Source organism: Nocardioides sp. cx-169, assembly GCF_021083605.1.
Taxonomy (GTDB): Bacteria; Actinomycetota; Actinomycetes; order Propionibacteriales; family Nocardioidaceae; genus Nocardioides.
The window spans coordinates 50,761-62,782 of record NZ_JAJNRO010000007.1 but is presented as its reverse complement, the minus strand read 5'-3'; the positions used below and the strand labels follow the sequence as shown (position 1 = coordinate 62,782).

General features: G+C 73.5%; 13 protein-coding genes. 6 read left to right on the top strand and 7 right to left on the bottom strand.

Annotated features, from left to right (window positions below):
• Positions 1-7: 7 nt before the first annotated feature.
• Positions 8-676 (bottom strand): hypothetical protein, encoded by a 669-nt coding sequence (locus tag LRP67_RS11500; protein WP_231270309.1) that lies wholly within the window; start codon positions 674-676, stop codon positions 8-10.
• Positions 677-723: 47 nt separating this feature from the next.
• Complete coding sequence (locus LRP67_RS11495) at positions 724-1,965, bottom strand: MFS transporter (protein ID WP_231270308.1); 1,242 nt, start codon at positions 1,963-1,965, stop codon at positions 724-726.
• Positions 1,966-2,047: 82 nt separating this feature from the next.
• Here LRP67_RS11495 and LRP67_RS11490 point away from each other — a divergent pair, with 82 nt between their 5' ends.
• Both LRP67_RS11490 and glpK read left to right on the top strand, forming a co-directional pair.
• Entirely contained in the window at positions 2,048-2,869 is an 822-nt protein-coding gene (locus tag LRP67_RS11490) for a DUF1028 domain-containing protein (RefSeq protein WP_231270307.1), read from the top strand.
• Positions 2,866-4,338, top strand: a complete 1,473-nt coding sequence (gene glpK, locus LRP67_RS11485; protein WP_231270306.1) for a glycerol kinase GlpK — start codon at positions 2,866-2,868, stop codon at positions 4,336-4,338. The genes LRP67_RS11490 and glpK overlap by 4 nt, the downstream gene beginning before the upstream one ends.
• 65 nt (positions 4,339-4,403) lie before the next feature.
• Here glpK and LRP67_RS11480 read toward each other — a convergent pair whose 3' ends face one another.
• Positions 4,404-5,294 carry a hypothetical protein gene (locus LRP67_RS11480; protein WP_231270305.1) on the bottom strand — a complete coding sequence of 297 codons (891 nt, stop codon included), beginning with the start codon at positions 5,292-5,294 and terminating at the stop codon, positions 4,404-4,406.
• Positions 5,291-6,139 (bottom strand): arylamine N-acetyltransferase, encoded by an 849-nt coding sequence (locus LRP67_RS11475; RefSeq protein ID WP_231270304.1) that lies wholly within the window; start codon positions 6,137-6,139, stop codon positions 5,291-5,293. The genes LRP67_RS11480 and LRP67_RS11475 overlap by 4 nt, the downstream gene beginning before the upstream one ends.
• A 38-nt stretch (positions 6,140-6,177) precedes the next feature.
• On the opposite strand from LRP67_RS11475, the gene LRP67_RS11470 reads away from it, so the two are divergent.
• Positions 6,178-7,407 carry an oxygenase MpaB family protein gene (locus LRP67_RS11470; RefSeq protein ID WP_231270303.1) on the top strand — a complete coding sequence of 410 codons (1,230 nt, stop codon included), beginning with the start codon at positions 6,178-6,180 and terminating at the stop codon, positions 7,405-7,407.
• 12 nt (positions 7,408-7,419) lie between these two features.
• On the opposite strand, the gene LRP67_RS11465 is transcribed toward LRP67_RS11470, so the two are convergent.
• Both LRP67_RS11465 and LRP67_RS11460 read right to left on the bottom strand, forming a co-directional pair.
• Positions 7,420-8,085: a response regulator transcription factor gene (locus LRP67_RS11465; RefSeq protein ID WP_231270302.1), complete on the bottom strand. Its 666-nt coding sequence runs from the start codon at positions 8,083-8,085 to the stop codon at positions 7,420-7,422.
• A gap of 18 nt (positions 8,086-8,103) precedes the next feature.
• Complete coding sequence (locus LRP67_RS11460; RefSeq protein ID WP_231270301.1) at positions 8,104-8,607, bottom strand: flavin reductase; 504 nt, start codon at positions 8,605-8,607, stop codon at positions 8,104-8,106.
• Between the two features lie 50 nt (positions 8,608-8,657).
• Between LRP67_RS11460 and LRP67_RS11455 the strand changes: the two genes are divergently transcribed.
• The 3 genes from LRP67_RS11455 to LRP67_RS11445 are packed head-to-tail and all read left to right on the top strand — an operon-like array spanning position 8,658 to position 10,899.
• Complete coding sequence (locus LRP67_RS11455) at positions 8,658-9,761, top strand: ABC transporter permease subunit (protein ID WP_231270300.1); 1,104 nt, start codon at positions 8,658-8,660, stop codon at positions 9,759-9,761.
• The gene (locus LRP67_RS11450) at positions 9,728-10,135 is read left to right on the top strand and encodes an amino acid ABC transporter permease (RefSeq protein WP_308189741.1); all 408 of its coding nucleotides are present in this window, start codon (positions 9,728-9,730) and stop codon (positions 10,133-10,135) included. The genes LRP67_RS11455 and LRP67_RS11450 overlap by 34 nt, the downstream gene beginning before the upstream one ends.
• Entirely contained in the window at positions 10,132-10,899 is a 768-nt protein-coding gene (locus LRP67_RS11445) for an amino acid ABC transporter ATP-binding protein (protein ID WP_269211463.1), read from the top strand. The genes LRP67_RS11450 and LRP67_RS11445 overlap by 4 nt, the downstream gene beginning before the upstream one ends.
• Here the strand turns inward: LRP67_RS11445 and macS are convergent.
• Entirely contained in the window at positions 10,896-12,008 is a 1,113-nt protein-coding gene (gene macS, locus LRP67_RS11440; protein WP_269211483.1) for a MacS family sensor histidine kinase, read from the bottom strand. The genes LRP67_RS11445 and macS overlap by 4 nt on opposite strands.
• Positions 12,009-12,022: the final 14 nt, after the last annotated feature.

The following is a 12,022-nucleotide window of genomic DNA, read 5'->3' as shown; positions in this document are numbered from 1 at the left end:
AAGTCCGTCACGTGGCGAGGGCGCCTGCCACCATGGCGATGCCGGCCCCGGTCAGCACACCGAGGACCGCGCATCCGAACGCGGACAGGTAGCCGCCGGCGACACTGCTGTCCGTCGGCAGCCGCTCGGTGTCCCACCGCGGGTCGCCGGCGATGGCGGCCAGCTGCTCGGAGGTGACCCGGTTGTCCAGCACCGCCGCCTCGCGCTCGTGCGGGTGCAGCAGGACGGCGACGGGGGCCCGGCGTGCCTCTAGCCCGGCCATGGCGGGCACCAGGGCAGCCACCCGGCGCGGGCCGCCCTCGGCCAGCACGGTCACGACGAGAGCGACCGAGGGGCTCGGCAGCGGGTGCGGCGTATCGGCCAGGTACGCAGGCTCCCGCCGCGCGCTCCGGCTGCGGACGACCCGGCCGATGGCCGGGGTGGCGGTGACCCGGCCTGAGACGATCTCCTCGCCGGCGCGGACCAGCGTCGCCTTGAACCGCCGGTCGACGCGGCGGTTCCAGACCACCACCGCGACGCACCACCCGACCATCACCGCCAGACCGAGGCCGAAGAGCACGGCGGCCACCGTCCAGTTGTCCCCGGCCAGGACGAAGAGCGAGCCGAGGGCAAGCGCCGGCCCCAACGTCTGGGTGAACAGCATGCTGCGGGTCTGCCACGTGAGGTCGTTGAGCACGGGGGCATCCTGCCCCAGGTGGACCTGCTCCAACCGCAGTGGCGATCTCAGGCGGGCAGGGGGTCCTCGACCCGGTTGGTGACCCGCTCGGCGGCGCGCGGCATGACGGTCCCCAGCCGGGCGGCGAAGAGCATCCCCGCCACGGCGACCGCGACGAAGGCGACCCACACCGGCTCCGGACCGCGGTCGAGCAGCCAGGCGATGCCGACCGGCGCGGCCGCGCCCGCGCCGTTCCAGGCCAGCTGGATGAGCGAGAGGTAGCGACCGCGCAGGTGCTCGGGAGCGGCCTCGGCCGACAAGGCCCCGTGCACCGGCCCGCCCACCAGCTCGCCGAGCGTGTAGACGACCGACCCGACCAGCACCACGACGGTCGCCAGCACCGCCGACAGCCGGCTCGCCCCGAGCAGGACCACGAACGACGCCGCGAAGGTGGCGTTGGCGGTCATCAGCACCCGCCAGCGCACCCGTCCGGTCAGACCACGCACGACCAGCCCCTGACCGAAGCCGACCATGATCGTGTTGAGCGTGAAGATCGCGCCCGTCACCCACCCCGCCAGCCCGAGCACCTCGGTGGCGTAGACCGGCATCGCGAAGTTCAGCGCCATCATCGAGGTCGAGTAGGCCAGCTGCGCGAGGAACAGCACGCGGTAGGGGCGGTCGGCCAGCACGACCGCCCATGAGCCGGGCTCGGACCGGAGCGCCGTACCGGAGTGGGTGGCGGGCACGGCGAGCAGCAGGGCGAGCGCGACGGCGTACGACGCGGCGTTGGCGACGACCACGGCGGCGTAGGCGCCGGGGGTGCCGACGGTGATGGCCACGCCGGCGACCAGCCCCCCGACGGCGAACCCGACGTTGCGCAGGGCGCCGAGGAAGCCGAACCACTTCTCGCGCTCCCCCGGCGCGGAGATCGCTGTGACGATGTTGCCGAAGGATCCCCAGAAGGCGGTGCGGCCGAGGGTCACCACGACGGTCCAGAGGGTGACGACGGCGAACGAGTCGGAGACCAGGTAGGCCGCGAAGCCGACCGCCTGCAGGGCGTTGCCGGCCAGCAGGACGCGCTTGGCCCCGATGCGGTCGACGACCGATCCGATCAGCGGACCGGCGGGCAGCGCCACCAGGCTCGCCAGGGAGATGGCGCCGCCGACCTGCACCAGGGTGAGGTCCGTGGTGACCAGGAAGTAGAGCATCGAGACCGGCATGAAGACCCCGCTGCCCATCGCGTCGATGGCCAGCGCGGTGACGAAGCGCCGGTGGTCGCCGACGGCGGGGAACCCCAGTCGTTGCAGCACGCGACCATCCTGCGGGCTCGGGAGGGGTCGAGGGCAAGCGGTTACCGGACATCACCAGCGGACGGTGGCTACAGTCGCGCGCATGACGTTCTCGATCGTGGCCCGCTCCGATGACGGTGAGTCCTGGGGGGTCGCGGTGGCCTCGAAGTTCCTGGCGGTGGGTGCCGTCGTCCCCGCCGCCGTGGCCCAGGTCGGAGCCATCGCCACGCAGGCGGACGCCAACGTCGCCTACAAGGGCATCGCGCTCGCGCATCTCGACGAGGGCGCCACGGCTCCCGTCGCCCTCCAGCGCCTGCTGGAGGAGGACGAGCGGCGCGAGGAGCGCCAGGTGGGGATCGTCGACGTCGACGGAAACGCCGCGTCCCACACCGGGCAGGCCTGCATCGACTGGGCCGGTGGCGTGATCGGCGCGGGCTACGCGATCCAGGGCAACTGCCTTGCCGGGCCTGAGGTGGTCGAGGCGATGGAGCAGGCCTGGCACGCCTCGGACGACGGCGCCCCGCTCGCCGACCGGCTGCTGATGGCGCTCGCCGCCGGTGACGCGGCGGGGGGCGACAAGCGTGGACGGCAGTCGGCGGCGCTGCTCGTGGTGAGCGAGGGCGCCGGGTACGGCGGTGGCGACGACATCGTCGCGGACCTGCGCGTGGACGACCACCCGGCGCCCATCGACGAGCTCGCTCGGCTGCTGGAGCTCAACGAGCTCTACCTGACCGCCTCCACCGAGGAGGAGCGGGTGCCGGTGACGCCCGAGCTCGAGGCCGAGCTCGAGGCCTTCGCCCGCGCGGCCGGCCACCCCGGGTTCCTGGCCTGGGTCGGCACGGAGAACTACGAGATGCGGGTCGCCCCCGACCTCGCCTGGGTCGACCGGCGGGTGCTCGCCATCGTGCGGGACGAGACCCGGTGAGCGTGCTCGCGATCGACGCCGGCACGACCGGGGTCACCGCCGTGGTCGTGACTCCGGACGGACGGGTCGCCGCCAAGGGCTACCAGGAGTTCGCGCAGCACTTCCCCCAGCCGGGGTGGGTCGAGCACGCGCCCGAGGAGATCTGGCAGGCGACGCTGCAGGCGACGCGCGACGCCCTCAAGCAGGTCGACGCCGCGGAGCTGACCGGCATCGGGATCACCAACCAGCGCGAGACGATCCTGCTCTGGGACCGCGAGACGCTCGGCTCCCCGCGGCGCGCCATCGTGTGGCAGGACCGCCGTACGGCGGACATCTGCGCGCGGCTGCGCGACGCCGGCCACGAGGACCGCGTCACCGAGCTGACCGGGCTGCGCCTGGACCCGTACTTCTCCGGCACCAAGCTCACCTGGCTGGCCGAGAACGAGCCGCGGACCTGGGGGCTGGTCGAGTCCGGCCGCTACGCCGTGGGCACCGTCGACTCCTACCTCATCGCGCGGATGACCCGCGGCCTCGAGCACGTCACCGACGTCTCCAACGCGTGCCGCACCCTGCTCTTCGACCTCACCGCCGGCGACTGGTCCGAGGAGCTGTGCTCGCTGTTCGGGGTCCCGCGCGACGCGTTGCCGGAGCTGGTGCCCAACTGGGGTGACATCGCGACCACCGACCCGCGCTCCTTCCTCGATCTCGAGCTGCCGATCGCCGGCATCGCCGGCGACCAGCAGTCGGCGCTCTTCGGGCAGACCTGCTTCGACGAGGGCGACTCCAAGTGCACCTACGGCACCGGGTCGTTCATCCTCACCAACACCGGCACCACTTTGCAGCGCTCCGACGCCGGGCTGCTCTCGACCGCGGCCTGGCGCTCCCCCGACGGCGAGCTCACCTACGCCCTGGAGGGCGCGATCTTCGTGACCGGCGCGGCCGTGCAGTGGCTGCGCGACGGGCTGCAGATCGTGGGCTCGGCCGCCGAGACCGCGGCGATCGCGGCGACCGTCAAGGACACCGAGGGCGTGGTGTTCGTGCCGGCGCTCACCGGCCTCGGCGCCCCGCACTGGGACCCCCACGCGCGAGGCATGATCATCGGCATCACCCGCGGCACCACCCGGGCCCACCTGGTGCGGGCCACGCTGGAGGCCATCGCCTTCGAGGTCCGCGACGTGCTGGACACGATGCCCACGCGTGCCTCGCTGCGCGTCGACGGCGGCGCCAGCGCCAACGACCTGCTCTGCCAGGTCCAGGCCGACCAGCTCGGCGTCCCCGTCGAGCGGCCGCAGCTGGTGGAGACCACCGCCCTGGGCGCGGCGTTCCTGGCTGGGCTCGGCACCGGGGTCTGGTCCTCCACCGACGACCTGCGCGACACCTGGCAGCTCGACCGCCGCTTCGAGCCGGCCACCGACCGCCCCACCGCCGACGCCGCCTACGCCCGCTGGCAGGACGCCGTCGAGCGCGCGAAGGGCTGGACTCACGGGTAGCCGAACGGGTAGTCCCGGACGTGTGTGTCATCGAAGTCGGCGATCCGTGACACACACGTCCGGGACTACCGCAGCTTGGCGACCGACCCGGCCGCCGCGTCGCGGGCCCGGGTCGCCTCGTCGAGGGTCTGCTTGGCCTCGGTGCGGGCGTCCTCGGCCTCGTCGAGCTCGTCGTCGACGTCCTCAGACGTCGTCTCCAGCTCGGCCAGGCGGCGCTTGAGCTCGTCGATCTCGGCCTGCACCTGCATCGAGCGGGCCTCGAGCTCCTCGACGGCGCCGTTGGCCTCGTCGTAGGCCGCCTGGGCCTCGGAGAGCTCCTCCTCGGCCGCGGCCAGTGCCTCCTCGGCGGCCGCGACGGCCTTCGCATCCGCCTCCGGGTCGGGTACGACGTGCAGCTCGGGGCGGGCCGCGGGCGTCTCCGCGACCTGGGTGGCGGTGAACCCCAGCGCCTCGGGCACGGCCACGGCCCCGCTCAGGTCGGTCTCGCCGACGCCGGTCGTCGAGAGGGCCGTCACCAGCAGCCCGCTGCGCACCGCCTCCGCGCACCGCTCGTCGAGCATCGCGGCGGTGAGCGTGGCCTCGACCTGGTCCCCCACCGCCGAGGTCACCTTGACCCCCGCGGCCGACGCCAGCGACCGCGCCTGCTGGGTGATCGCGGCGGTGACCTGGCGCCGCTGGCGGGTCAGCGCGCGCAGGTCCTCGCCCGACATCGACGCCTGCGCCTCCCGCAGCGCCGCGCCGACCTCGAGGATCCGCTGCAGCTGCTCGCCCTCGCGCCGCACCAGCAGGTTGACCACCCAGGCGGCCACCGACGGCTTCTTCAGCGCCTTGACCGGTCCGGCGAGGTCGGTGCCCTTGAGCGCCTTGGCGCGGGCGTCTCGCGTGGGCGTGAAGTCCGGCAGCCCGAGGGCGTAGAGCTCGTCGGCGACCTCGAGCAGGCCGGCGCGGGTGCTCACGGCCGCCCCGCCGCGACCCAGCCCTCGTGGGCCGCCAGCGTGCGGTCGAAGAGCGCGCGCAGGTCCTGCTCGGCGAACCCGTCCAGCGAGACCCCCAGACGCAGGAGCTCGCCGACCCAGGCGTCGTAGGTGATGAGGTCTCTCTGGTGCTGCCCGTCCCCGTCCTGCCGCGTGGCGACGCAGCCCCGCAGCGTGTCGCCGCCGGCCTCGTCGCGCCGCTGGACCACGAGGATCCGGGTGAACGCGCCGTCGGGGGGCGTCGACAGCACGGCGTGGGCGGCCAGCACGGCCGCCGGGTGCGTGGCCCGGTCGGTCACCTCGAGGCCGACGAAGCTGCCGGACGGGTCGTTGCGGAAGGACCAGCCGTCGGGGCGCACCTCGGTGATCGCGAACCGGAACGGCCCGTCGTCGTACTCGCCCACCACCAGCGGCAGCGGCTCCCAGAAACCCTCGCCCAGCCCCACGTCGGGCCACCAGAGACCATCCGGGTTGTCCGGCGTCGGCAGCCCGGAGACCACCAGCGCCAGGTGGTTGAGGAAGGTCTCGTCGCGCGACTCCTCGTGCGTCCACACGTGGCCGTGGCGTCGCTCGACGGTGAACCCCAGGCTGGTCAGGACCAGCTCGAGCACGGCGTTCTGGTGCAAGCAGTAGCCGGCACGGCCGTGGTCGACGACCCGCTGCAGGCTGGAGTCCGGATCCACCGACGGGCCCTGGCCGAGCATGATGCCGAGGTTCTCGTACGGCACGTGCTCCAGGTGGCGGCGGTGCAGCAGGCGCAGCGACTCCAGCGTCGGGGGCAGCGCCTGGTCGACACCCAGGCGCCCGAGGTAGGCGCGGATCGGCACGCGACGAGCATAGGGCCGCGCGGCCCTATGCTCTGGCCATGGGAGCCGAGACCGCATCGACCGGTCTGCCGACGACCGTGCGTCACGCGGACGAGGCGAGGCGCCGGTTCGGGGACTTCGCGACGACGTACTTCGAGGCGATGTGGCACGGTGACCCGCTCGCCGACGCGTTCGTCGCCGACTTCGGCGAGCTGGGCCACGGGCCCGCGATGCGGATGCTGAAGACCGCATGCCGCCACGGTGTCGCCGCCGTCGACGGGGCGCCCGCCTCGCTGCGCGCCCTCTTCGCGGAGCTCGACGAGGTCCCCGACTGGCTCGACCTGGACCGGATCGACCGCGACAGCGCGCACATCGGCCGCTACACGCGCCAGTCCGGCATCGTGCTCGGCGCCGCGTCTCTGGTCAGCGGCTACGCCAACTCGGCCGCCTCCCGGCCGCTGGAGATGACCGGCCGCTACATCGAGAGCGCCGGCGCGCGCACCATCGAGGTCGGCTCCTGGCTGGTGGAGGTCAGCCGCGGTGGTGGCCTCCAGCGGCACGCGTCGGGCTTCGAGCTGACCGTGCGGGTGCGGGTCATCCACGCGTTGGTGCGCCGAGCCCTGCGCGACGACCCGGCCTGGGACCTGCGAGCGTGGGGGGTGCCGATCTGCCAAGCCTTCCTCGCCTACACGCTGATCGAGTTCTGCCTGATCCCGGTGCGCGGCATGCGCGCGATCGGGGCGCCGTACCTGCCGGGCGAGGAGGACGCGGCCTACGCCCGCTGGCGCTACCTCGGGCACCTGCTCGGCATCGACGCGGCGCTGCTGCCCCGCGACCGGGAGGAGCAGGAGCGGCTGGAGGAGATCTACCTGCTCACCCGCCCTCCGGTCGACGCCTACTGCCGCGACCTCGTCGGCAGCATCAACTCCGAGTTCCTGATCCCCGAGATCGAGGCGCTGCTGCCGTCCCGCCCAGCCCGGCTGCGCCGCCTGGCGCCGCCCGTGGTGCACGGGCTCGAGCGGGTCTTCCTCGGCGACGAGATCGCCGACGAGCTCGGGATCGCCCCCGCGCCGCGCACCACGCGCCTCATCGAGCGCGTGGGCCCGGTGCTGGCGAAGGTCAACGCCGCGCTCGACCGGCAGGCGTGGACCCTGGAGCCGCGACGGCGCCTGGGCGAGCGCTACCGGCTCCAGCAGGACGAGCGGCTGCGCAACCGCTACTCCGTGCGCCATGACCTGGTCGACGAGTCGCCGGCCGGAGGCCGGCCGCACCCGGCCCGCGGCGCCTGAGCGCGAGCACGCTCAGTCCTCGTCCAGCCCCTGCGCGATCGCCCAGCGGGTGAGCTCGACGCGGTTGTGCATCTGCAGCTTGCGCAGCGTGTTCTGGACGTGGTTCTGGACGGTGCGGTGCGAGAGCACGAGGCGCTCGGCGATCTGCTTGTAGGACATGCCCTTGGCGACCATCTTGAGGATCTCGGTCTCCCGCTCGGTCAGCCGCGGCCGTAGCGGGTCCTCGACCGGCTCCAGCAGCCGCCGGAACTCCCCGAGCACCAGCCCGGCCAGCCCGGGGGTGAAGACCGTGTCGCCCGCGGCCACCCGCCGTACGGCGCTCACGAGCTCCTCGCGCGAGGCCGACTTGACCAGGTAGCCGGTCGCTCCCGCCTTGACCGCCTCAAGCACGTCGGCCTGCTCCCCGGACGCCGAGAGGATCAGCACCCGCGCGGCCGGGTCCTGCCTGAGCACCTCGGCGGTCACCGCGACGCCGTTGGGCTCGGGGATCTGCAGGTCGAGCACGACGACCTGCGGCCGGCAGGCCGGGAAGCGGGCCAGTGCCTCCGAGCCGTTGCTCGCGACGCCCACCACGTCGAAGCCCGCGGCCTGCAGGTCACGCTCCACGGCGTCGCGCCACATGGGGTGGTCGTCGACGACCATCACCCGGGTCGGCGGCTGGTCGGTCTCCGGCGTCATGGGCTGGACCCTAGATGACTACGGCCGCACGTAGCGCCCGCGCCGGTGCAGCAGCGGCGCGTCGTCCTCGCCCACCGCAAGCGAGTCGAGCCGGCAGGTGACCTCCAGCGACCAGCCGACCTCGCGGCTGTCGACCAGGCTCACTGCGAACCAGGTCCCGCTGGAGACGAGCCGCGGGCCCCACTCGGTCTCCTCGAAGGCGCCCATCCGGAACGGGCCGCCCGGGGCGGGGGCGGTGCCGGCGAAGGCGTCGGCCAGGTCGCGGTCCGGCCACGACAGCAGCTGCACGACGCCGCGCCCGGTCCCCAGCAGGCGATCGGTGAGGTCGGCGTCCGGGTCGAGCAGCGCGAGGACGTGGGCCGGCTCGCCGTTGGCCAGCATCAGCGAGGTCACGGTGAGCCCGGAGCGGTCCCGGCCCGCCCCGGCCGTCCACAGGCTGACCGCACCGCCGAGGCGGCCCCGCAGCCGGCGTACCGGATCGGGGTCGGCGTCCGCGAACGGGTGCGTGCTGTGGATGGTCACAGGTGGAGCCTAGGTCGAGGCGGGCCACCTGCTCGTGGCACGCTGCCGTGGTGGAGACGAGGATCCGGGTCCTGGCCATCCTGGGCGTACTGCTCGGGCTGGGCGCGCTGCTCCCTCTCCCCCAGGCGGCCGCGGACGACGACGGCCGGGTGCTGCGGGTCGGCACCGAGGGCACCTACCCGCCGTTCACGTTCGTCGACCCGCGCACCGAGGAGCTGACCGGCTACGACATCGAGGTGATGAACGCGGTCGCCGAGGAGGCGGGTTGGGGCGAGCCGGAGTACGTGCAGTCGACGTTCGACGCGCTCTTCCCGGCGCTGGACGCCGGTCGCATCGACGTCATCGCCAACCAGGTCACGATCAACCCCGAGCGCGAGGCGCGCTACCTGTTCACGCGTCCCTACACCTACTCGCGCGGGGTCATCGTGACCGCCGCCGGCACCGAGGACGTCGAGACGCTCGACGACCTCGAGGGCCTGACCGCGGCCCAGTCCGAGACCAGCAACTGGGCGCAGGTCGCGCGCGACGCGGGTGCGAAGGTGCAGTCGGTGGAGGGCTTCGCCCAGGCCGCCGAGCTGCTGGTGCAGGGCCGCGTCGACGTCATCGTCAACGACAACATCGCCGTGCTCGACTACCTCGCGTCGACCGGGTCCGACGACATCAAGATCGTCGGCAACGCCGGCGACGAGATCAGCCAGCAGGCGCTGGTCTTCCGCAAGGACGACGCCGCCCTGCGCGACCAGGCCGATCAGGCGCTCGCGCGGCTCGGCGCCGACGGCACGCTCGCGGAGATCTCGGAGGAGTACTTCGGCGCCGACGTGTCGGTGGCCGATCCCGAGGAGATCGACGCCCCGAAGGACCGTGACAGCCGCAGCTGGGTGGCGGTCCTCCAGGACGCCGCCTGGCCGATGCTGAGGGGCGCGATCCAGGGCACCATCCCCCTGACCGCCATCAGCTTCGCGGGCGGGCTCCTGATCGGGCTCGCCGTGGCGCTCGCCCGGATGTCCCCGTCACGACTGCTGAGCGCCCCTGCCCGCGCCTACATCTCGCTGATCCGCGGCACCCCGCTGCTGGTGCAGCTGTTCATCTTCTTCTCGGCCTCCCCCAGGTCGGGCTCACGCTGCCCGGCTTCCTCGCGGCCTGCCTGGCGCTGAGCCTCAACGTCGCCGGGTACGCCGCCGAGATCATCCGCGCCGCGATCCTGTCGGTACCGCGCGGCCAGCTCGAGGCCGCCACCACCATCGGTATGGAGCGCTGGCAGGCGCTGCGCCGGATCGTGCTGCCGCAGGCGGCGCGGATCGCGGTCCCCCCGCTGTCCAACTCGCTGCTCTCGCTGGTCAAGGACACCTCGCTGGTCTCGGTCGTCCTGGTGACCGACCTGTTCCGCGAGGCGCAGAACGCCGCGGCGTTCAGCGGCGAGTTCATGCCGCTGTACATCTTCGCCGCGCTCTACTACTGGGTCATCTGCCTCGTCCTGTCGATCGGGCAGAGCGCGCTGGAGAGGCGACTGGGAAGGTATGCCGTATGAGCGCCCCGCTGATCGAGGTCCACGGCCTCGTCAAGTCGTTCGGGGACACCCCGGTGCTGAAGGGGGTGGACTTCACCGCCGACTCCGGCACCGCCACCGTGCTCCTCGGCCCGTCCGGCTGCGGCAAGACCACCGTGCTGCGCTCCCTCAACGTGCTGGAGACCCCCGACGCCGGCCTGGTGCGCATCGGCGACGCCGCGGTCGACTTCGGCGAGCTGCCCAGCGACAAGGGCGCCCGGCGCCGCGCGATCCGGGCGCTGCGCTCGCGCAGCGGGATGGTCTTCCAGTCCCACCACCTTTTCCCCCACAAGACGGTGCTCGGCAACCTCATCGAAGGGCCCGTGCAGGTGCAGGGCCGCCCCGAGGCCGAGGCCGTGGCCGACGCCCGGCAGCTGCTGGAGCAGGTCGGCCTCGCCGGCCGCGAGGACGCCCGGCCGGCCGACCTCTCCGGCGGCCAGCAGCAGCGGGTCGGCATCGCCCGGGCGCTCGCGCTGAAGCCGGACGTGGTGCTCCTCGACGAGCCCACCTCCGCCCTCGACCCCGAGCTCGTCGGCGAGGTGCTCGGGGTGATCCGCGACCTCTCGGAGCAGGGCTGGACGATGGTGATCGTCACCCACGAGGTGCGCTTCGCCCGCGACGTCGCCGACCAGGTGCTCTTCCTCGACGGCGGGGTGGTCGCCGAGCGCGGCGGCGCCGAGGTGCTGAGCGAGCCCCAGCACGAGCGCACGCAGCAGTTCCTGCGTCGGGTGCTCGAGGCGCGCTAGCCGGACTGCCCCGACAGCGGCACGACGAGCTGCCATTCGGTGCCGAACGACCCGGTGCTGAGCTCGGCGGTGCCCCCGAGGTCGGCCATGCGTCCGCAGATCGACTCACGGACCCCCAGCCGGCCCTGGCGGGCCGCGTCCTCGAGGCGGCCGGCCGGGATGCCGGGCCCCTCGTCGCGGACCGAGACCTCGATCCGCTCGGGCAGCGCCTCCAGGAGCACCCACGCCGGGGCGTCGGCGCCGACGTGGGCGACCACGTTGTCCAGGCAGGCGGAGACGACCGCCCGCAGCTCGGCGACCACCGCGGCCGGCAGCTCGACCGGCGTACCGGGGGTGGCGACGGTGACGTGGCCGCGCGCCCCGAGCTCGGCCAGCGCCGCCGCCAGGTCGGCCGTCGCGTCCGGTGCCGTGGAGGACACGGCGTCCTGGGAGCGGATCAGGGTGCGCAGCACCTGCTCCTGCTCGCCGGCCAGCCGTCCCAGGTCGGCCGCCTCCCCGCCCAGCTCCGCTCCGCGGCGCTGGACGAGCGCGAGCACCTGGAGCACCCCGTCGTGCACGGTCCGGGCCAGGCGGGCGCGCTCGGCCTCGGCGAGGACGGCGCGCTGGGCCTCGTCGCGCTCGCGCGCCATCAGCTGCAGCGACTCGCACAGGAAGCCCACGATGGGCCCCGCGACCAGCAGCAGGAAGATGTTGGCGTAGTTGGTCTGGGTCAGGTCGTCGCGGACCGTGGCGTCGACCCCGGCCACGCAGACCGAGGCGAACAGCCCGCCGCGCCAGTGGTGGTGGATCGCCCAGGCGAAGATCGGGCACACGACCCAGAAGCCGGGGATCGAGGCGTTGAACCACTCCCCCTTCACCAGTGGCGTCACCGCGAGCAGCGCCAGGGTCACCGCGAGGTCGGCGCCCAGGAGCCGGCGGGTACGGCGCGCCGGGTCCGCGTAGGCCCTCAGCGTCACGCCCGTCCAGACCACCATGACCGCAGCGCAGACCAACGCCCAACGCGGGTGGTCGAAGCCGTCGGCCCGGTAGAGGTTCAGCGCGAGGGCGTAGACCAGCAGCACCACCCGCAGGATGCCCAGGGCCCGGAACAGCCGGTCCTCGACGTCCAGCGCCGGCCGGCTCC